We start from the raw sequence: 19,798 nt of genomic DNA, 5'->3' as shown, positions 1-19,798 counted from the left end.
GGAAGAGCAAAGCGATGAGAAGGCTCACCGGCCACCCCACGGAAAGCGCTCGATTCCACGGAGCCCGCTCACTCCTTATGAAAAGTGTTTCTTCAACAAGTTGAACGCCTGTCAGGAATGACCTGACAGGCGTTTTGCTGTGAATCCACTATACATTTGGATGATCCGCAAACCTCGGTTTACTGAAGAAGGCTGCGCTCAAAAGGAAAAACAAGGAAACAATCAATCCCCACCCTGCCTGATCCACCGTCATCGACAACGGGATGGATAAAGCGGAAAGCATAAAACAAAGCTTCATCAACATCGGCTCACCTCCGGACACAAATGATGCGGTTGCTTAAAGTGTACCAGATTGGAAATGTTCTCCACAAGCAAACGCAAGGATAAAAACGATAGGCGCATGTGAAAAGGACACACCCGGTTGGATGTGTCCTTCCTCTTATGATTCGACGGGTGTGGAAAGAGACAGTTCCGCGCCGTTTGTTTCGATCACCTTCTGGTACCAGTAGAAGGACTTCTTCCGGCGCCTCTCCAGCGTCCCGCTTCCATCATCGTGTTTGTCGACATAGATATAGCCGTAACGCTTCGACATTTCCCCTGTCGATGCACTGACAAGATCGATACATCCCCAGCTCGTGTAACCCATCAAGTCGACACCGTCTTCGTTGACCGCCGCACGCATCGCTTCCACATGCTTCTTCAAGTAATCGATCCGGTAATCATCCTGAATCGATCCGTCCGCTTCGATTTCATCGTAGGCTCCAAGTCCGTTTTCTACGATGAACAACGGCACCTCATACCGTTCATACAATTTATTCAACGAGACACGCAGACCGATCGGGTCGATCTCCCATCCCCAGTCGCTCGCTTCGAGGAACGGATTCTTCACCCCGGAAAGTATGTTGCCGTGGACATTATCCTCCGCAGACTTATGCTTCTTCTCCGTCCGCGACATATAGTAACTGAAGCCGATGTAATCGACCGTATGTTCCTTCAGCAGTTCGAGATCCCCTTCTTTGATATCTAGTTCAATGCCGTTCTGTTCGAAATAGCGTTTAACGAACGGCGAGTATTCCCCGCGTACCTGGACGTCGGCACAGTAATAGTTGAACAAACGCTCCTCCTGCAGGGCATGCAGCTGGTTTTCCGGATTGCTGTCAAACGCATACACCGGTGCAAAAATGATCATGCAGCCGATCTGCGCCTCCGGCATGATTTCACGACACGCCTTGACTGCAAGGCTTGAGGCGACAAACTGATGGTGGAAAGCCTGGAAGGTCGGCATGAACTTGTCTTCTTCCTTTTCAATAGAAAATCCGAGACCCATAATCGGCATCATCAATCCGCTGTTGATTTCATTGAACGTCATCCAGTACTTCACCTTACCTTTGTACCGATTGAAGATCGCATGGACATAACGCTCGAAGAAGGTGACGACCTCCCGGCTCCGCCAGCCGCCGTACTCCTTGACGAGGTTGACCGGCATTTCGTAGTGTGAAATGGTGACGACCGGCTCGATGCCGTGCTTATGGAGCTCATCAAACACGCGGTCATAGAACGCGAGTCCCGCTTCATTCGGATCCTTCTCGTCCCCCTTCGGAAAAATTCTCGTCCAGGCGATGGACATCCGGAAGACCTTGAATCCCATTTCGGCAAAAAGAGCGATATCTTCTTTATACCGGTGGTAGAAATCGATGCCTTCATGGTTCGGATACGTGTACGTTTCTTTATCGATTTCAAAGTTGAACCCAGGCTCGGCTAAGATGGAAAGCCGCTTTTTTCCTCCGGGAAGAACATCAGCGATATTCAGACCTTTCTCTCCTTCTCCGAAGCCGCCCTCCATCTGATTGGCCGCTGTCGCTCCACCCCATAAGAAACCTTCCGGAAATGCTTGTGATTGTTTTGTCATTGTCTTTACCCCTTTATTATTTTTTACCGGCTTCCGCCGCATTTACATTTGGTATGTTGAGAGAAAAGGGACATCGCCCTCCTCTCTCCCGCCTCCTTTACGCCTGCATCAACGTATCCCCGGCCTGCAGCTGTGTCTGCTTCGTTGTCACAAGCTGATAGGGAAGCTGGTTCGTCACGACTACAGGCGTCGTGACAGCGAATCCTTCGGCCTTGATCGCCTCGATATCAAACTCGATCAGCACCTGTCCCTTTTCGACCCGGTCGCCCTGAGCGACACGGCTCGTGAAGTGCCGCCCGTTCAGCTTGACCGTATCCATTCCAATGTGAATGAGGATTTCCGCCCCGTCATCGGTTGTCAAACCGACCGCATGGTTCGTCGGGAACAGCGCCGATACATTCCCGGAGAAGGGAGCGAACAGCTTTCCTTCCGTCGGCTCGATGGCGACACCGTTTCCAAGCGCTCCGGATGCAAAGGCTGCGTCTTTGATCGTCTCAAGAGGAAGGACGTCCCCGTGCAGCGGACTGGCAATAACTAAGTTCTCCACCTTCACTTCTGTCGTTTTCGCTTCCACTGCCCCCTGCTTCTCCGGGCCGTCCGCTTTCACTTGTTTATTGACACCACCGAACAGGTAAGTGAGCACGAATCCCAGCACGAATGCGGCAGCAACGGCGATGATGGATCCCCAAAATGCTAGATCCAAACCACCGGAAGGACTGATGAAGGACGGGATACCGAAGATACCAAGTCCGCCGATAATAAAGGTTTGAGACCCGAATACCCCAAGGAGCGCCCCGCCGAAGCCGGCTGCGATACAGCTGATGATGAACGGCCGTTTAAGCGGCAGAGTAATTCCATAGATTGCGGGCTCGGTGACACCGAAAATACCGGAGAGAAACGCTGGAAGACTGAGCGTCTTCATCTTCTGGTTTCTCGTCTTCAACCAGACGCCTAGAACCGCACCGATCTGTGCGAAGGAAGCTGCGAACATCATGGCAAGCACCGGATCTGATCCGTTCACTGTCAGGTTGTTGATGGCGACAGGGACCAATCCCCAATGCAGGCCGAACATGACGAATACCTGCCATAATCCACCGATAAAGATTCCGGCGATAATCGGACTCAAGCTGTAAATACCGACAGAGGCGGCTCCTACAAGCTGCCCTGCCCACGTAGCGATCGGTCCGATGATCATGAACGTAAGCGGTACGACGATCAACAGCGTACAGAACGGAACTAAGAACATTTTCACGACATCCGGAATCACCTTTTTCAACCCTTTTTCCACACGTGAGCCGAAATAGGCAGCAAGAATGATCGGAATGACGGAAGAAGAATAGGTCATTAGGATGACTGGAATACCTAGAAAAGTGATATGAACCGGTGATTCAATCAACGTTCCGGCAAACAGCGTGTAGAGCGGGTCGCCTGCTGTCAGACCGGAAAGGGTCGGATAGACGAGAGAAGCACCGATGGCCATGCCGATAAACGGGGTGCCTCCGAATTTTTTACTGGCTGTATAGCCGAGGAAAATCGGCAGGAAGTAGAACAAACAGTCCCCGATGGCATTCAGAATCTGATAGGTCCCCCCGGCTTCATCGAGCCAGCCGAACGTGACGAATAGTGCATTGAAACCTTTGATCATACCGGTTGCAGCAAGCACGCCGAGCACCGGGGTGAAAATACTTGCGATGATGTCGATGAAGCGGTTGAACAAGCTCTCCTTCTCCCGCGGTCCATCTTGTTCGACGACCGCCTGATCCGCGAAACCGCCGACTTCGACGACGGCCTTGTACACATCAGGAACCTGGTTGCCGATGACGACTTGATACTGACCACCGCTCTTCATGACGGTTACGACATCATCCATATCTTTCAGAACTTCTGTATTGGCTTTGCTTTCATCCTTCAACTTAAAGCGTAGACGGGTAATACAATGAACGACACTCAACACGTTTTCTCTACCGCCGACGTTAGCAATAATGTCTCTTGCCAGCTGTTCGTATTTCATCATCGATCCCTGCTTTCCGAGGTATTTTTTGCAAATAAAAAACCTGAACCGATTCGGAAAGCGCGCGCTTTTCCGAAGCAGATCAGGTTATGCCCAAATTTGGTAACATTCCTTCGAAGGTTATTAAGTTAAATAAAAGATAGCATGAGCGCGAGTTTATGTCAACGATTACATTCAGAAAATTAAATCTTTTTTAAGAAATCTGCTGCCTTTGACTGACCCTGTGGATATGGACGGTCAAATACACCTGCTCATCCCTCGAGATCAGCCACTCATAATTGCGCTCCAAATACAGCGCAACTTTTCGGGTAGCTTCAAAGGCGTCCTCATATTTCTGTCTGATTTGATCGAAAAGGAAGTCATCGACCGAATCCTCAAGCTTCTCTTTTCGGACGAACCTGACCGCAAAGAAACGCAGATGGGTCAGGAACCGTTCATAATTGACAGAGTCTTCGTCGAGTTCCATTTTGAAATGATACTTCACGATGTTCAAAATATTGTTGACCATTTCCGTCACCTGCACGGCAGAAGCCATGTTGTCACTGGAAAGCTGACTGTTTACGAGGTGGAGGGCAATCGACGCTGCTTCATCCTCCCCAAGCGTGATGCCTGTCTCCTCTTTGATGATGTCAAGCGCTCTCAATGCGACTTGGAACTCCTGCTTGTAGTACTTCCTGATCTCCCATAACAGCTGATTCTTCAATTCGATCCCCTGCTCATGCCGGCTGATTGCGAAACTCAAGTGATCCGTCAAGGCTACATACAAGTACTCGTCCAGCTTATACGGAAGCAGCGACTGCGCATAGTCCATGATTTTCGAGGAAATATCCAAATAAACCGCCGGCGTATCCCGCAAGAGCTGTCCCAGCTTGTCCGCTGTTCCCTGTTTCTCCAGCACGAACGTCTTTTCAATTTTCGATGTATCCACCTCTTCGCCGACCTTCTTCTTGAATGCGAGTCCCCGTCCCATCACGACAATTTCCTGGTCCGCCTCATTGTTTGACACGACGACATTGTTGTTCAGTATCTTCCTGATCTCCATATCCCGCCTCCTCCTTAAGCGACGCATAAAAACAACAAAAACCTAAATTGAGCGCAAGAAGACCCATTCGTCCTCTGTACCAATTTAGGTTTTGCCTGCCGAACAGTAACAATCCAACTAGGTATAAAGTTGTAAACGTTTTCTTTTATTTTATATAGAGGGATTGAGATTGTCAATGGCATACTTTTACACAGCGGGAGATCCGCCTCTATCCCTGCTCACAAGAAAGCTTCCAATGAAACGCAAGCAGGCTGACATCCTTCTCAACGACCGTCCCACCGCTTTTGACACAGGAAGATTCTGCCTCTTTAAACCCATAGTAGCTAGAGGCGACGGCAATCGATGCACTGATCATCAAAATAAACCCAACGGCTTTCCATTTCCTTTTCTTCATCGCTGTACCACCTGTCCTTTAATCGAAAACCAGACTGTTCCGCTTCAGAAATCTGCCGTCAAACGTGATCGGAACGCCTTCTCCATCTCTCTCCGCGTGGATGTGCAGATGAGGTTCCGTCGTATTCCCCGTATTACCGACGCTGCCGAGCCTGTCACCGGTTTCGACCATTTGACCTTCTTCCACTTCCACACTCCCCGGCTTCATATGAGCAAGATGGACCTCCGTCCCGTCACAGGATAAAATGACGTGGTTCCCGGCTGGAGATGCCTCTTCATCCGGATCTTCCTGCGGGGATAGATCGTCATAACGATCGACGGCCGTTGTCACTTCGCCGCTGCACGGGCTGTACAAAGGGGTTCCGTAAATGCGGTATTTCTTCAAATTCTTCGGAGACAGTCCCGACGCCCGCATCCCCCACCAGTGGAGCTGGGTGATGTCATTCGCGTAGGCTTGAGGAGCAACGTCATGGTGGTAGTTGATTGCCGTACTCGTCCCGCCGTGACCGACCGTAAACACCCCGTCCTCCATCGGAAAAGCGAGATCCACCGCCTTTTCTTGTTCCGGCATCCTGTACCCGGTCAAAGCGCCGGCGGTAATGACACCAAAGTAGAGAAAGAGAGCGATACTGATCCCCATGGAAAAGCGGTACGGCTTATTTTTCTTCGGTCCTTTCACCGGAAGCCCGGGTACCTGCGCCAGACGAAGAAGGAAACGACTAGGAACAATACCGGCCAGAGCCAGCGCAGATAATGATTATAAATGGCCCACGGACCAAGGAAGAATATGTAGCTCATAAACATCAGGCAGGCAAGCCATTCCAGGACGAGCAGCTTCCTGCCTGCATAATCCGTCTTCCATAGATTGAACAAAAGTGCCAGTGGAAGAAGGAGATAAATCGGTGCCAACATCCAAACCATCAAACAAAGATCCCTCCTCTTCTTTCCTTACGGAGACTGGATTCACACATGCAGCCGGCAGCGGAAGCCGCGGGCGGCATAATAGGATTCCGCTCCGTTGTGATAGAGAAACACCGTCCCATAGCGATAGTCGCAGAACAGCGCTCCGCCGAGAGAACGGATGTCCGCCGGCGTCTGTACCCAGCTTGAGGTTTTCTTATCGAATTCCCCGAGCTTCTGCAGCGAACGGTATTCCTCTTCCGTCAGCAGCTCGACGCCCATTTCTTCCGCCATATCCACGGCACTCGTCTCCGGCTTATATTTCTTCCTCGATTCGAGCGCCGCGCTGTCGTAACAGACGCTTCGTCTGCCCTTAGGGCTCTCCGGCGAACAGTCAAAGAAAAGATACCGATCTGTCCCTTCTTCATAACCGACCACATCCGGCTCCCCTCCGGTGCGCTCCATTTCACGAAGCGACCACAGCTTCGATTCATCCGCTTCGAGCTTTTTCTCGATATGTTCCCACACAAGGCCCGGGTGACGCTCGGCATTTGTATCAAAGCGATCCTTCCATTTCGCATAAAGCTCCGCCTTCTCATCCTGTGATACGTGTCTGGACATAGTGATCCTCCTTCTTTATATGTACTCCAAGCTTAATCCTGCATAAATAAGCAGAGCTGCAGCCGCAAAGCCGGCAAAGAACAAACCTTTTTGCAGCTTCGACCAGTTCTTCATCCAACCCCATCTCCTCTGGTCGACGTCCAACCAAAAGAAATCGACGACCACCGCCAACAGGATGACGAGTACAACAGTTATGGCACCCATAGCCGTTCCTCCCTATTCCGATATTTATATAAGAACAACCACCTTAATTAAGAATCAGACGACATATTCGTCTTTCAGGACCGCCATCAGTATTTCATCCGAATAGCGGCCGTTCCAAAACAGCGACTGCCTGCACACCCCTTCCTTTTGAAACCCCGCTTTCACGTAGGCTTTAATACCTCGGATATTATGCGAATACACCTCAAGCTCCAGCCGGTTCAGCTCCAATTCTTCAAACGTATACCGAACGGCCAGCTTCACCGCTTCTGTCCCATACCCCTTATTTTGATAGGCTCCGGCGTGAAGCGAAATTCGAAAACCGGCCTTACGATTATCCTGATCGATATCCACAATCGCCAGGTCTCCAATCACCCTGTCACCTTCACGAAGACAGATCGCGAAATCACGTCTCGAAGAGTCCTCCCGAAACTTCCGGTACCTGTCAATGATTTCTTTCTTCGTGAATGTCCGCCGTCTTCCTGTCATGTAGCGGGTCTCTTCATCCTGGACAGAATGACAGATTCCATCAATGTCCTGATCTTCGATGGGACGCAGATACAGACGACTGCCTTCCATCATCACGTTCCTCCTTTATAGTCAGATAGAAATGTATGGATCACTGTTCCAAAAGACTCCAAACATTCTACATAAGGGTGATGGCCGACTGGAAAGGAAGCGACCCTCCTATTCGAAAACATGAAAGATCGGTGATGATGAGGTCCGATGGCGTGATCATGCTCTCCAGTAAGAATCAGTGTCGGCATTGGAAGGGATGCAGTAACAGGTCGGAAATCCCTAAAGAATTCCTCTTGGGTGAAAATGTGCCTATGGAATTCCGGATCGCCGGCTGGCCCCTCCTCATCCACTTCGTCCAGCACACGCTTATCGGCTATCGTAAAGAATTGTAAGGGGAAAAATTCATTTCTTATTAACAGTTCCGATTGAACAGCATGATATGCAGGAAGTAAATCATTGGCTGGTATATCTTCCTTTACGAGACCGAGAACTTCTCTCCCTTTCTGGATTTGATGAGCAAAGGAAGCCTTCATGTCCAGCGTGACATTCGACAGAATAAGCGCACTTGTTCTATACGGATAACGTTCCGCATACATCACAGCGAGAATGCCTCCGAAGGAATGCCCCATTAATATCCACGTATCGACTTCAAGAAACTCCCTTAACTCTTCGATATCATCCACCAACCGAGTCAAAGAATAATTCTGGTCTGTACTATACCCGGATCTCCCACAACCTCGCTGGTCTAAATATACCATTTCAAGTTCCTGCTCCAGTTTTTCGCCTGCAGTATGTTGAAACGATTTACTCCAATAGCCCGGCCCGCCGTGAAGGAACAGGCAGGGTGGACCGTTCCCCTTTTTCTCGAAATAAAGCTCTACACCATCTTTCGTTCTCATCCTCACACCACCAGTCACCTCTACACATAAGAAGTTTAAAAATTCAAACATTTGATATTATAACTCTACCGAACAGAGGAGCATCTGTCATCCTTGCCACAAACGATTCTAATGATTATTCTAAATAATCTACAGCCTCCTGCAGGTTTTCGGCCAGTTCATCCGGGAGACTATGCCCCATCCCTTCGATGACCATCAACCTGCAATCAGCTCCCTTGGACTGAAGAAGTTCGACCACTTTCTTCGTCTCCTCATAAAAAGGATCTTCATCCCCCGTAATGACGCACCCTTTCACGTCCGATACATCCTGATCCCCGAAAAGTGCTGCAAGCTTGTCCACATCTGTAAACGACGGAACAAAAGCGAGGAAGCTTTCGACTTCAGGCAGCTTGTTTTGGAGAAGCAGTTCGATGATGGTCTTTCCTCCCTGGGAGGCGCCCGCTGCGAGAATCCGCTTTTTCTCTGTTGGAAAGCTTTGATAGAAACGCTGATACATAGACGTAACATCGGCCGCAGCCGTATCTGGATCGTCCCAGTGGTAGATATCTTTGCTGAATACCTGCGAGGACTGAACGAAACCGAAGAAATAACGCTCGAGAATCACCGGGTCACTCCATTGAGCTGCAAAGTCAGCCGCGTTGGAGCCTTTCCAATGCAGGGCAACTATAGCAACATCCGCTTCCGGATTACCTGTCGTTTCAAGCTCCGCGCTGGCTGCGCGATCAGCTTCTTCAAACCGCTCGGCGCACTGACTCAGGATACGCTGAAACTCCTCGGATCCCTGCAATGGGGCAAGTTCCTCATCCTGTTCCAGCAAGGACGGATTCCACCATACTCCTTGATCAAGCTCCTGCTGAAGCTCTGTGACAGCCCTGTCCTTCTTCCCCAAAAGCATGTAGATGCCCGCTTTCCAATGACCAATCCTGTCCAGGCGCTCCGGATATTGCACCTTTCCTTCCTCCAGAAGTTCAAGCGCTGCATCGCATTGCTTATTCTCAACGAGTGCGACGGCCTCCCGCTGAAGCCCCGTAAAAGATTGCTGTCGATTCGTCTTCATCTGAACTGTCTCCCTTCGATTTTTCAAGCTATAGAAAGGCCGCAACGACGATGCCTATGACAACTAAGCAGATAAAACACGGACAAACGTCCCTCTCCTCGCCCTCTTTTCCGCATCCTCATTCCTTTGCCTCACGTTAAAGGAAAGCTCCGAAACCGGGGTGAGCTTTGCTCCCTTCCACACAGAAGGATCGATCAGCCTGATCTTGTTCACCCGGTGGATATGATAGTCCTCTTCATCGATCACTACCTCCACATTGGAATGCAGAGTAGCCAGCATCTGAAGAATTTTGCTGTCTCCTGCTTTTTTAATCTTTCGTATTACTGACTCATCCTCCAGAAGAAAATCGTCTGTCGTTAAAATCCCTTCACCCATAGCGAGCTTCAACACTTCCGCCAGCCGGTCGTAGCTGTAGATGTTCAACGGATCAAGGAAAAAGTCGATGACTTCCTTATAGTACGTCTCGACAAACCACTCACCGGCAGCCACAGAGGAGACGTACATACTTCCGTCCACTACTACAAGCTCTTCAAGAAACATCTCTACCTCTTCTTTCGTGATCTTACCGTAGCGGTACATATCACGAAGCGTGTAATCGACGCGGTCAGCGCACAGTTCAGGCGAAGGCCGCTCCAGCAGCGTCCACCTGCTGTCGTCCAGAAAATCTTCGCAGCGATATCCGTACGTTTCCAAAATGTCAGGAATTTCGGAATGCCGGACGACTGAATCGAAAATTTGTTCATGGTAGTCCTCTGCTCTATTATCAAACACGGTATCGACCACATGGGAAAAAGCCGTGTGCGATACGTCATGCAGGAGTCCTGCGATCTGTTCTTCCACCGATCCTCCAAGCTTCCGGATCAGAAGCATGACTCCAATCGAATGTTCGAACCGGCTGACGTCCCACGTTTCTTCCACCAGATAGGCGGCTCCTGCCTGATGGACCCCTTTCAAACGCTGCACCGGCGCACTGTTGATCAGTCGCTCCAACACTCCGTCCACTTCCGATTCTCCGTAAATGCAATCCCTTATGTACATGGCCCTGCCTCCTTTTTTATCACGTCTCGTCACCGATTATGTCCATATTCATCGCTAAGCACTGATTCTCCCTTAAAAAAGAACATGACCAGGCAGCCCAAGGATCAGCATCAGTGCAAAGCTCCCAAACAGAACGTAACCGATGATCCGGATCGGCAAAGGAAGCGTCCCGTCACCAGGTGCAGGCGATCCTTCTATCTTCTGCTGGTGGTCCACGGCATCATTGAACGGTTCCTTCTGCATTGCTTCCACCTCCCCTTCTCTACTGCCAATTATTTCAAAACTAACACCTCGGCTCAAGCCTATTTTCTTATGAAAAGGTTCTTTGAGGGTTTATTCAACAAAGACCCCGTTTTATTTCTTACTTATTCGTTCTAAAAGTATAGGTGATATATTCAGTAAGATAGAAACAATTGTCAAAAACCAAAATACCGTTATCATACCAGGTACTACATCCGATATAGCCGCCCAATCTTCTGCTTCTATCCACCGATTTAGATAACTGTAATCTGCACAAATTGTTAATGCTGTAAATGATAATGCCATCGCCATAGCAAGCTTATAATCCTTTCCTGCTGCATACAAAAAAAGGTTTACAACAGTAACTCCTATGGCAATAACCCCAAATATTACCCACATTTCTACACCCCTATATATTGTTATTTGAACGCTAACCCATTTTACTTATTAAAGGTTACTGCTCCATCAGTTAAATAGGTTTAACAACTGATATGGAAAATCATTTCTTGTGACTGCTTCATAGTCTTACACAACGAATATTGCAAATAGTTAGGAAATCGTTTAGATGAGATTTAAAAAATTAATCCTTTTCTATGACATAAAGGCGTACAAGATTATCCCCTTCATAGTATTCTCTTACATAATTCAAAAGAGAACTCTCCAGTATACGAACAGAGTAGATATTTTCTTTTTCGACTTCTGCCTTCACTTTCTTTACCTTCAAATCGTCGAAGCAATATGTCAAAAGACCTTCCAGAATTTCACGTCCGTACCCATTTCCCCAACTTTCTTCCAACAACCTGTACCCCACCTCATTAAACTCGTCATCAAGCGATGTAATAGCGCAGGTACCTATTAAAGTACAAGTTACATCTGATACTTCAGACAACCCCATAACAATTTTGTTCGGTTCACTCAGCGTATACTCACTGATGATGTTTTTTAATTCAGCAGCATTTTCTTCTTTTGTTTTTGTTCTTCCCAATATATATTTCATAACTTTCATATTGCTTTGCATCGTATGAAATTGTTCAAGGTCACTAAGTTTTAGTTGTCTTGCAATTAAACGATTAGTTCGAAAATATATTTGCAACATTATCACAACCTTTATCATTGTATGTCTTCTAAAATCCTGTCCGTTAGCCAATTTTAGAGGCACACTGCAAGAGTATCACATGTATTTAAGTACTTTTTACATATTCCTCCTATTCACATTCAAACACAATGGTAGCTTTTCTAATTAGGGATAATCTTGAATTTCTTGCCAAACCTACTGACATGGAGGTGATTGGTAAATGAAAAAGAACCAGATAACACCTGGAATTAATGGGGAACAAAAAGAGGTACAGAAATCAACGATGAAGGCAGGCTGTTCAGGAACAGATCCAAAAAAAGTAAAACAGGAAATTCAACAGGATGTAAGCAAAGGTGTAGGGAATATGACATCTCGTGAGGCGGGATCCATGAGAGATTAAAGAACCAAGCTTTTTTGGTTCTTTTATTTTTTAGAAAGTAGCCTTTTTATTTTCCAAAGATCTTTTTTCCCTTTACCAAAGTCCGGTTGATTACTGACTGCCCTATACTGAGTAAGGAAGTGACTACCCTTGCTGGATAATTGCACGCGGTTTATAAGACTTGATATCAAGATATATCTTATTATTTTCTTTAACACTCATTAGTTAAATAAACTTCCAAATAGTAAAACACAACCCAGAAACGCTGATAAACTAAGTGTTACTATTATTGAAAATACACTTCTTGCCATACCCTTCCAGTCTCTAACACCAGAAAAACCAAATACACCAGCCGGAAATGTAAATAACGTAATAAATAAAATTAAAGTGAAAGGGTGAATACCCATCATTTTGGAATTACTGAACCAACCTGAGAAAGAAACTGTTAGAAACAAAATCACACAAATAATTGAAAAGAAAAATGACCACAAGTTGATTTTCTCTTGAATCCTTCTCTCCTCCTCCAAAGTACATTATTTCTATATTCAACTAAATCCTTACCTCAAAAAGCAATAACAAGATCTTTTTGTAATCCTGAAAAGTCCCAGTTACAGGAAGACTCGACACTGAGATATGTTACATAAAAACGTCGAATTACGTCTTTAATTACTCTCTTCCAAAAGAACGTTTGTTCTAGTATGATAATTGAAGAGGAGGGAAAAATTGAATTCAATTGATTTGGTTATTTTAAATTTAAACGAAGTTAGAAGAAGAAGTCTCAAAGTGTGGAAGTCAATTCCTGAAGAAGCCTATAACTGGCGTCCAGATATCAACGCCATGTCATGCTTAGAAATGATTCGTCATGTATTAGAGTCAGAACATTATTACCATTTAGCTATAAAGAATCAGGGTAGCGTTCCTGACTTTGAGTCACCGTTTACAAATCGTCCGTTAATATCTCCGGAGGATGAAGTCGACTTTTCACAGTCTCTGAGGGATGAATTTATTAAGACCATCCACACATTCAGTGAAAATGATTTATCAAACATACAGATAGATCGATCCAATGTCGGGTACATCCGAGAACTAGGAGATATGCTATTGAGAATTGCTTATCACGAATCTATACATACTGGTCAACTCTTAGATTACTTAAGGTCTGCTGGTGTTGAAAGAGCTGACATATGGGACTGATTCTTAAAGAGTCTTAGTTTTACTAAGGCTCTTTTTGTACGAGACATCATGTATCTTACCTTCACTAAAGGCCACTATACTTTAAGACTCCATATCAAAGTATCATTCTAAAAGCTACGTAATTATTCTAAGCTCCTCTATTCTCTTGTAAGCAACTTAAATTCCATTTTGCACTCTGATCCAAATGTTACTTTTTTCTTTTCACCTGAATAAGGGTTTGAAGATTCTAGGGGCCTCCAGTACCCTTTGGTTTCAGTATAAGAACTACATGATCATACTCTCCAACAGTTAATACTTTATTATTGCTCAGTTGGTCACGTAAAGGTACAATGTATTCTTCTGGTCATAACACTTCAAACTTCACATAACTGAAATTCATCAAATTTCCTTTCCTCTTTAATAATAAAGCCCCCTATAACAGAAGACTCGATTTCGAGATTTATTTCCTCTATATCCAATAATAATCAATCACATATGTCAGGTTCTCTGTAAAATAAATTTATGTTCCGTTAGTTTTTACCACGAAAAAGTGATAAGTTATTAAACTAACTAATAAGACAGGTGAAATAAAAAAAACAGATGTTGAAGCAAATAACATACCTATGATAATTGGTAGAAGAAAAGTTATGAGATAACCTAAAAATTTCTTATATTTAAATGCAATGATACTTAACCACATACTGAAGACGTACAAAGTTAGGAATACAAAAACTATTATAGCTTTTCCCAATTGCCCCCCCTAATTCCTTCATATAGACCAGACAAGAGTATTTCAGCTACATTAAGACCATTATATAGACGCCTCCGTTACTTGAAGACTCAATTTCGAGATAAATCTAAATATACTTCATCCTTATAGTCCCTTTTCCATCTTGATAAGTTACCGTTGAATATGCTCCATTTACGAGTATATTCTGTGGAGGCATATGGCCGATATCTGCGTCATATATAACTGGTATCTCTTTTCCAAAAACATTCATCAAAGCATCCTCTAATTCGAAATCTTTGGTTGGTGAGTACCCACTCGCTCTTCCTATAAGTACTCCATTGACATCCTTAAACCATCCACTATATTTCATCTGCCACAAACACCTATATATCTCTGAAGCACTCCAATCAACAGATTCCAAATACCAAATTACTCCCTCCTGTGCATGTTTAATAGTGAATTCATTCACCTGATCGTAAGGAGTACCTATCAAAGTTTGTAATGTATTCATGACACCTCCTAGGAGCCTTCCGGAAAATTCATGGGATTTCTGACCTGTATGTGACTTCCACTCTGTTTCTGTATCAAAGTAAAAACCTGTAGCTGGGTTCGCAAATGTTTTTGTCCATGAGGATTGATATTGACCTGAGGAGTACTGAATTATATCCTGACCTTTACTACAGCCTAAAACATCCGTCCATTTTGAAGTAAGTTCGTCCCATTTAGGAGCTGATAACTCATTGAAATTCGTTCCATGCGCTGAAGCAATACCAGTTATTGTCGTATATACAAACATGATTGTGCTAATATCTGAATAACCAAGGATCCATTTAGGGGGTAAGGTCTTTATGTAATTCCAATCAATCATAGGTAGAACTTCCATGGAGAACTGCCCTCCCCACGGAGGAATAATTGCCTTAACACTCTCACCCTCGATGAATTGAGTCAGTTCTTTTGCTCTTATAGATGCCTTAGAACTCCTAGATTTTGTTTCTGTCCACACTGTCTCACCTACCTTTACTATAAACCCTTTATTCTCAACATTTTCTTTAGCTTTATGTACTAACATATGTAATTGTTCTTCTACCCCACTTGAAGGAGCTGTTACAGCAATCGCGTCACCCTTTTCTAATGCTGGCGGATACTTAACCACTCTTTCGTCCCCCTTTACACTTCCGAGATAATTATTTCATTATTGCAAATTCAAATGCCAGTATCAACCATTTGTATGATAAAAAAGAGCGGCACCCTTTTAAATAATCCCCCCGTTTATGTAAGACTTCATTTCGAGATATATTGAAGTTGTCTGTATTTCACCATGGAGATATGTGTGCCTCTTCTATAACTACCCTGTTAATTTCTTTCATCTTAAATTCTACAATTTCCTTAATCCTTGCTTCTGAAGTAAATCCCTGAAAATACTTATCAATTTCCCATGCCAACATCATTGTTGTATGATCTACATATAAATGGTGAAAATCTCTTCTATAGGCATCATTACTTATCGATATCTTTTTACTGTCTAATAATTCTTTATAAGCTCTATATGTGTACCGCACAAGTTCTTCGTCATATACATCTTGCAACAATATAGTTATATCCCTTAGAGGTGACCCAATCGCAGCCCACTCCCAGTCAATAAACCAAATTTCATTTTCGTAACAAAAAACATTCTCAAGGTGAGGATCGCCATGAGTGAGAGTTAAAGGACCTTTTACTGTATATTGACCAAGTTTTAATTTTTGGTAAGCACTTTCTATAAGTTTGGACCAATCAGATGCCCAATCGTGTCCTTCATTCAATAACTTTAATTGATCGATGGCCCACTCAGACCACTCATATGTAATAGAGTGAGCATCCAGGGTTAGAGCTGTTTGATCAATCTTTAAGCTATGTAGATAAGAGAGGCGTTGTAGAATAGAAACAATCGACTTTTTTTTACTATCTAAAGGCAAGTTCATAAAATCATCTTTCAAAGGCCTTCCTAAGTCAACCATAAGAATGGCTTGCGGATTAGACTCCCACCATTTAACCAGCTTGGTAAATGGCTGTAGATGATTTTCTAACTTCTTAAATACTTCTATTTCATTGTTTCTCCCCTCAGCAAATTCCTTATAAATGAATTTTTCCGTATCCCCATTATGATTTATAATTTCAAATCGAAAAATATCACCCGCATGCGCACCAGTAATACATTCTACATGAAGTGGTACCCATTTCATTTCTTCTAGCCTTTGTTTAAGGTGCTCCAAGAATAACCACCCTTTCATTCAGTTGGTTAACTTCCGTTTATTTATTCCAATTATTTCAAATTTACCTTCAAACAACAACAGTTCTTATAAAAAGGGCTTATCCATTATTAAGGATAAGCCCCCACATCCAGATTATTTAAAATCAAGATATAGATTAAATTTTACTATGAGTTTTCTTATCTAAACTATAATCAATCACTTTATTTGACTTATTAAGTGTTAACTTAATATCTACATATCTACTAGTAATAAAGTAAAATGTTGTATCCTCATGTTCGTTATAAACTGAATTAATTACTTCCAGGTCATTTATACTAACTTCGCTTATTTTTGCAGCTATACCTAATACAGAACTCTTATCAAAACTTTCAATTACATGTACTTCGGCTTCATCTGATTTATTTTTCCGGAAAAAATCGTAGATGTATGCGCCTATTATAGAAGCAGGTATATTACTTAACCATAGCAGCAGATCTATTCCCCAATCAGATGCACCTTTCTCGAAAATCTTTTCAGAATGTGTAATTGTTAATTCCTGTCCAAACTCGTTATGTAATTCATTTATCAAACTGTGAGTCAATTTCTCATCAAAGTTAGAAACATGAACTAGAGTATCACCCATGTTAGAATCAAAGCTTGGATAATCAATTTCTTCGCCATTGCTTTTAAGATACTCTGTAATAAATGAATATTCACTAGTATCAAACAGTTCTATTCTTACAAAGATGATGTTATCAAAACCGTTAATATACACAGAAAAACCATCACCTATTCCAAATCCTATTTTTCTGTGAACTTCTCTGGAGAACTCCTCTAATTCCTTATCCAATTGATAACATAGTGTCTTTAAATGTACATCTTCCTTTGGACCAAAACCCATCTCGTCCCAAAATTGTTTATAAATATCTACTATAAAACTATTAATGATAACCCCCCTCTCATCAATGTCATTTCCCTCTACTTGTAGCCCAATAATTTTATATCTATTCCCAATTATATAACATTAAAAATGGAAATTTTCTTCTCAATAATGAAATCCCTACATTTATTTTAATTATCTCGAAGCTGAGTCTTCGACTATTCATATTGAATAATCGACCCGTTACTGGAACACTCGAAGTCGAGGTATATCATATATTTATTTTCTATGTTTTTAAGTTGTAGACGAATTAGAATTGGAAATCCCCATCCTTCATTAGCAGTTCTTCTGTTCCACCTTCTTTATTGCCCACTACTTTCATATCTTCGGTACCAAAGGTCACATTGACTGATAAAAGGGAAGTGTTCAGCCCTACTGCCTTCAAATCTTCCTCAGATTGATCATTGCCATTTTGAATATTGGAAGGAGATGCATTTCCGATTCCAATATGACAGGACGTATTTTCATCAAACAATGTATTGTAAAAAAGAGTATCTTCCTGAGCAAGAGGAGATTTATTAGAGACCAAGGCAATTTCACCTAGATAATGTGAACCTTCATCTGTTTCGATGAGATTTTGTAACACCCACTGTCCCTTTGCGGCATAATAGTCGGTAATCTGTCCATCTTTAAAAATCAGATAAAATTCTTCGACGACACTTCCCCCATAGATAAGAGGTTTAGTACCTACCAATTTTCCATTCACCTTATGTTTATGGGGAGCAGTAAATATTTCTTCCGTAGGAATGTTCGGAAAGAAAGGTATTCCATTTTTATCTCTGATACCCCCACCAATAAAGATGTGGTTGTTAGGCATACCGATGACTAAATCCGTTCCTCGACTATTGGTAAAATGCAGGGTGTCAAACTGGAAATCGTTTAGAAACATTTTCCGTGACTCGAAGGCGCGGTCATGATTTTCCCAGTTTTTTATAGGATTTGTTCCATCTGCACGCGCTCCACGTAAAATGCCTTGCCATAACGATTGCACGGCTTCTTCTTCACTTACGTTCGGAAATACTTTCGTGGCCCATGCGAAGGACGGGACAGCTAGAAGACACCAGCGTATCTCGTGGGACATAATCTTTGCATAATAACTTTCCAACTTGGTGCGTGAAGCCTTTTGAAAGCGACTGATCCGTTCTGGGGAGACCTCCTTAAATACATCTAAGTTTTCACTAATAATATGTATGTAAGCAGCACCTGCATCGTCCCACTCCTTAAAGCGGGCAGCCTGCCAATCAGGAAATTGATCGATAACACGATCTGCTGCACTTAAGTAAAATTCTTTAGTGGACTGTTCATCTGTCCAATCTATAAATACATTTGAAGCTCCTGCCTCGTAAGCTACCGTCTGGATTAGACGGGCAAAAGTAGCATTTTGTATATCACTATGAATAACCAATAATTGATTTTTTTGCAGATTCACACCAGCTCGTACAGCAAGTTCTGCATACTTCTTTAACTGTGCTTCACTAATAAATTCATATATTCCTTTAATCATTCAATATCTCCCCTGTGATACCGTTGTATATGTTTATTCAAGAAATGCCCCCATCAGCGAAAGGCTTAGAATCAAGAGATTAGAGTTAAATTCAAACTACTCTGGCTATTATCTTAATAATTTTTCGAGCTTTATTTCGTCTCTAATAGGAATACCATCGTTACCTTCAAATGGAATTTCGGGCTTCAATTGCCTTGCTTTTCCAACTGCATTTCTAAATAGATCTGCTAAAACATAACCACGCTTTTGGTAAAACTTTAGTGCTAATAAATTATCATTAGTGGTTATAAGGTTTATGTATTTACATTCATTCTCTAATGCACCTCTCTCAACTGCTTGTATAAGAGAGGTCCCGACCCCTTTGTTTTCTTCTGTGCTATCCAAAGAAATAATTTCGCATGTATCGTTGATAATTATATAAGTAATTAAACCAATAACTGTCTTCTCACTATCTAACACAGCATATCCGTCCAGTTTACTACAATCATAAATCCCAGAAGAAATAACCATTTCTGTACTACCCCAATGCTGCTTGAAAAAATCAATTACTTTATCCTGGGAAATATCACTTATTGCTGTAATATCCATTAATGGCCCTCCTAAGTATAGATAATTAGAATGTCACGCATTGCACATTAGACGAAGACTCTATTGAGCAATTGCCCCCGTTGCTGTAAGACTCGAAATCGAGATATCTTCGAATATATCTTAATCTAACGCGGTCGTTAGTTGAAGTGGGATCAAATTATAAATTCTGCAAATATAATCCTAATGTCCATAGCAAATCATACAATAACCATACAAGATACGGTAAAAGTACTCTAAATGAATAAACATCGGTTTTTTTTAGGAAATAGGCTAATGTAACAACGATTATTGAAAATGGAATTAAACTAATAAAGCCTAAAAATGTGCTTTTTAGTCCAAAGAAAAATA

At 43.4% G+C, this 19,798-nt stretch carries 24 protein-coding genes; 2 read left to right on the top strand and 22 right to left on the bottom strand.

Annotation, left to right across the window (positions count from 1 at the left end; translation table 11 throughout):
• Positions 1 to 148: 148 nt before the first annotated feature.
• The 16 genes from D479_RS20850 to D479_RS16880 form a co-directional block, all read right to left on the bottom strand.
• Positions 149 to 304 carry a hypothetical protein gene (locus D479_RS20850; protein ID WP_008639424.1) on the bottom strand — a complete coding sequence of 52 codons (156 nt, stop codon included), beginning with the start codon at positions 302 to 304 and terminating at the stop codon, positions 149 to 151.
• A gap of 135 nt (positions 305 to 439) precedes the next feature.
• A complete protein-coding gene (locus D479_RS16945) occupies positions 440 to 1,909 on the bottom strand; it encodes a 6-phospho-beta-glucosidase (protein ID WP_008639423.1) in 1,470 nt (489 codons plus the stop codon).
• A 97-nt stretch (positions 1,910 to 2,006) separates the two neighbouring features.
• Positions 2,007 to 3,920, bottom strand: coding sequence for a beta-glucoside-specific PTS transporter subunit IIABC (locus tag D479_RS16940; RefSeq protein WP_008639420.1), 1,914 nt, complete (start codon positions 3,918 to 3,920; stop codon positions 2,007 to 2,009).
• A gap of 193 nt (positions 3,921 to 4,113) precedes the next feature.
• On the bottom strand, positions 4,114 to 4,962 hold the full coding sequence (locus D479_RS16935) for a PRD domain-containing protein (RefSeq protein WP_008639419.1): 849 nt from the start codon (positions 4,960 to 4,962) through the stop codon (positions 4,114 to 4,116).
• A gap of 208 nt (positions 4,963 to 5,170) precedes the next feature.
• Positions 5,171 to 5,356: a hypothetical protein gene (locus D479_RS16930; protein ID WP_008639418.1), complete on the bottom strand. Its 186-nt coding sequence runs from the start codon at positions 5,354 to 5,356 to the stop codon at positions 5,171 to 5,173.
• An 18-nt stretch (positions 5,357 to 5,374) separates the two neighbouring features.
• Positions 5,375 to 6,034, bottom strand: a complete 660-nt coding sequence (locus D479_RS16925; protein ID WP_008639417.1) for a M23 family metallopeptidase — start codon at positions 6,032 to 6,034, stop codon at positions 5,375 to 5,377.
• On the bottom strand, positions 6,031 to 6,279 hold the full coding sequence (locus D479_RS16920) for a hypothetical protein (RefSeq protein WP_152413420.1): 249 nt from the start codon (positions 6,277 to 6,279) through the stop codon (positions 6,031 to 6,033). The genes D479_RS16925 and D479_RS16920 overlap by 4 nt, the downstream gene beginning before the upstream one ends.
• A gap of 39 nt (positions 6,280 to 6,318) precedes the next feature.
• Positions 6,319 to 6,876: a DUF4256 domain-containing protein gene (locus D479_RS16915; RefSeq protein WP_008639415.1), complete on the bottom strand. Its 558-nt coding sequence runs from the start codon at positions 6,874 to 6,876 to the stop codon at positions 6,319 to 6,321.
• A gap of 15 nt (positions 6,877 to 6,891) precedes the next feature.
• The gene (locus D479_RS16910; protein WP_008639413.1) at positions 6,892 to 7,080 is read right to left on the bottom strand and encodes a hypothetical protein; all 189 of its coding nucleotides are present in this window, start codon (positions 7,078 to 7,080) and stop codon (positions 6,892 to 6,894) included.
• Between the two features lie 54 nt (positions 7,081 to 7,134).
• The gene (locus D479_RS16905; RefSeq protein WP_193743897.1) at positions 7,135 to 7,662 is read right to left on the bottom strand and encodes a GNAT family protein; all 528 of its coding nucleotides are present in this window, start codon (positions 7,660 to 7,662) and stop codon (positions 7,135 to 7,137) included.
• Positions 7,659 to 8,495, bottom strand: coding sequence for an alpha/beta hydrolase (locus D479_RS16900; RefSeq protein WP_008639411.1), 837 nt, complete (start codon positions 8,493 to 8,495; stop codon positions 7,659 to 7,661). Before D479_RS16900 ends, D479_RS16905 begins: the two co-directional genes overlap by 4 nt.
• A gap of 115 nt (positions 8,496 to 8,610) precedes the next feature.
• Positions 8,611 to 9,552 (bottom strand): hypothetical protein, encoded by a 942-nt coding sequence (locus D479_RS16895; RefSeq protein ID WP_008639410.1) that lies wholly within the window; start codon positions 9,550 to 9,552, stop codon positions 8,611 to 8,613.
• A 63-nt stretch (positions 9,553 to 9,615) separates the two neighbouring features.
• Complete coding sequence (locus tag D479_RS16890) at positions 9,616 to 10,590, bottom strand: HD domain-containing protein (protein ID WP_008639409.1); 975 nt, start codon at positions 10,588 to 10,590, stop codon at positions 9,616 to 9,618.
• 72 nt (positions 10,591 to 10,662) lie between these two features.
• Positions 10,663 to 10,833 (bottom strand): hypothetical protein, encoded by a 171-nt coding sequence (locus tag D479_RS20845; RefSeq protein ID WP_008639408.1) that lies wholly within the window; start codon positions 10,831 to 10,833, stop codon positions 10,663 to 10,665.
• 111 nt (positions 10,834 to 10,944) lie between these two features.
• Entirely contained in the window at positions 10,945 to 11,229 is a 285-nt protein-coding gene (locus D479_RS16885; protein WP_008639407.1) for a hypothetical protein, read from the bottom strand.
• Positions 11,230 to 11,410: 181 nt separating this feature from the next.
• Positions 11,411 to 11,944: a GNAT family N-acetyltransferase gene (locus tag D479_RS16880; protein WP_051989406.1), complete on the bottom strand. Its 534-nt coding sequence runs from the start codon at positions 11,942 to 11,944 to the stop codon at positions 11,411 to 11,413.
• A gap of 181 nt (positions 11,945 to 12,125) precedes the next feature.
• Here D479_RS16880 and D479_RS16875 point away from each other — a divergent pair, with 181 nt between their 5' ends.
• Together D479_RS16875 and D479_RS16870 are read left to right on the top strand one after the other, a co-directional pair.
• Positions 12,126 to 12,305 carry a hypothetical protein gene (locus tag D479_RS16875; RefSeq protein ID WP_008639405.1) on the top strand — a complete coding sequence of 60 codons (180 nt, stop codon included), beginning with the start codon at positions 12,126 to 12,128 and terminating at the stop codon, positions 12,303 to 12,305.
• A gap of 702 nt (positions 12,306 to 13,007) precedes the next feature.
• Complete coding sequence (locus tag D479_RS16870) at positions 13,008 to 13,478, top strand: DinB family protein (RefSeq protein WP_008639402.1); 471 nt, start codon at positions 13,008 to 13,010, stop codon at positions 13,476 to 13,478.
• Between the two features lie 836 nt (positions 13,479 to 14,314).
• Here D479_RS16870 and D479_RS16860 read toward each other — a convergent pair.
• From D479_RS16860 to D479_RS20330, 6 genes are all read right to left on the bottom strand, one after another.
• Positions 14,315 to 15,340 (bottom strand): S66 peptidase family protein, encoded by a 1,026-nt coding sequence (locus tag D479_RS16860; RefSeq protein WP_008639400.1) that lies wholly within the window; start codon positions 15,338 to 15,340, stop codon positions 14,315 to 14,317.
• Positions 15,341 to 15,500: 160 nt separating this feature from the next.
• Positions 15,501 to 16,439: a phosphotransferase gene (locus tag D479_RS16855; RefSeq protein ID WP_039871697.1), complete on the bottom strand. Its 939-nt coding sequence runs from the start codon at positions 16,437 to 16,439 to the stop codon at positions 15,501 to 15,503.
• Between the two features lie 154 nt (positions 16,440 to 16,593).
• Positions 16,594 to 17,319, bottom strand: a complete 726-nt coding sequence (locus D479_RS16850) for a hypothetical protein (protein ID WP_008639396.1) — start codon at positions 17,317 to 17,319, stop codon at positions 16,594 to 16,596.
• Positions 17,320 to 17,608: 289 nt separating this feature from the next.
• Positions 17,609 to 18,862 carry an aminopeptidase gene (locus D479_RS16845; RefSeq protein ID WP_008639394.1) on the bottom strand — a complete coding sequence of 418 codons (1,254 nt, stop codon included), beginning with the start codon at positions 18,860 to 18,862 and terminating at the stop codon, positions 17,609 to 17,611.
• Between the two features lie 108 nt (positions 18,863 to 18,970).
• A complete protein-coding gene (locus D479_RS16840; RefSeq protein WP_008639392.1) occupies positions 18,971 to 19,450 on the bottom strand; it encodes a GNAT family N-acetyltransferase in 480 nt (159 codons plus the stop codon).
• A 157-nt stretch (positions 19,451 to 19,607) separates the two neighbouring features.
• Positions 19,608 to 19,798: tryptophan-rich sensory protein (locus tag D479_RS20330; RefSeq protein WP_193743896.1), on the bottom strand; the 191-nt coding region annotated here is incomplete at its 5' end.

The organism is Halobacillus sp. BAB-2008, from assembly GCF_000328325.1.
Lineage (GTDB): Bacteria > Bacillota > Bacilli > Bacillales > Halobacillaceae > Halobacillus.
The sequence above is the reverse complement of the archived record's forward strand: the minus strand, read 5'-3'. Positions and strand labels throughout refer to the sequence as shown.

Excerpts from the sequence above, each read along its gene's own strand:
- D479_RS20850 (WP_008639424.1), bottom strand. The coding sequence starts at position 304 with ATGTTGATGAAGCTTTGTTTTATGCTTTCCGCTTTATCCATCCCGTTG.
- D479_RS16945 (WP_008639423.1), bottom strand. The coding sequence starts at position 1,909 with ATGACAAAACAATCACAAGCATTTCCGGAAGGTTTCTTATGGGGTGGA.
- D479_RS16940 (WP_008639420.1), bottom strand. The coding sequence starts at position 3,920 with ATGAAATACGAACAGCTGGCAAGAGACATTATTGCTAACGTCGGCGGT.
- D479_RS16935 (WP_008639419.1), bottom strand. The coding sequence starts at position 4,962 with ATGGAGATCAGGAAGATACTGAACAACAATGTCGTCGTGTCAAACAAT.
- D479_RS16930 (WP_008639418.1), bottom strand. The coding sequence starts at position 5,356 with ATGAAGAAAAGGAAATGGAAAGCCGTTGGGTTTATTTTGATGATCAGT.
- D479_RS16915 (WP_008639415.1), bottom strand. The coding sequence starts at position 6,876 with ATGTCCAGACACGTATCACAGGATGAGAAGGCGGAGCTTTATGCGAAA.
- D479_RS16910 (WP_008639413.1), bottom strand. The coding sequence starts at position 7,080 with ATGGGTGCCATAACTGTTGTACTCGTCATCCTGTTGGCGGTGGTCGTC.
- D479_RS16900 (WP_008639411.1), bottom strand. The coding sequence starts at position 8,495 with ATGAGAACGAAAGATGGTGTAGAGCTTTATTTCGAGAAAAAGGGGAAC.
- D479_RS16895 (WP_008639410.1), bottom strand. The coding sequence starts at position 9,552 with ATGAAGACGAATCGACAGCAATCTTTTACGGGGCTTCAGCGGGAGGCC.
- D479_RS16890 (WP_008639409.1), bottom strand. The coding sequence starts at position 10,590 with ATGTACATAAGGGATTGCATTTACGGAGAATCGGAAGTGGACGGAGTG.
- D479_RS20845 (WP_008639408.1), bottom strand. The coding sequence starts at position 10,833 with ATGCAGAAGGAACCGTTCAATGATGCCGTGGACCACCAGCAGAAGATA.
- D479_RS16885 (WP_008639407.1), bottom strand. The coding sequence starts at position 11,229 with ATGTGGGTAATATTTGGGGTTATTGCCATAGGAGTTACTGTTGTAAAC.
- D479_RS16880 (WP_051989406.1), bottom strand. The coding sequence starts at position 11,944 with ATGATAAAGGTTGTGATAATGTTGCAAATATATTTTCGAACTAATCGT.
- D479_RS16875 (WP_008639405.1), top strand. The coding sequence starts at position 12,126 with ATGAAAAAGAACCAGATAACACCTGGAATTAATGGGGAACAAAAAGAG.
- D479_RS16850 (WP_008639396.1), bottom strand. The coding sequence starts at position 17,319 with ATGGGTTTTGGTCCAAAGGAAGATGTACATTTAAAGACACTATGTTAT.
- D479_RS16845 (WP_008639394.1), bottom strand. The coding sequence starts at position 18,862 with ATGATTAAAGGAATATATGAATTTATTAGTGAAGCACAGTTAAAGAAG.
- D479_RS16840 (WP_008639392.1), bottom strand. The coding sequence starts at position 19,450 with ATGGATATTACAGCAATAAGTGATATTTCCCAGGATAAAGTAATTGAT.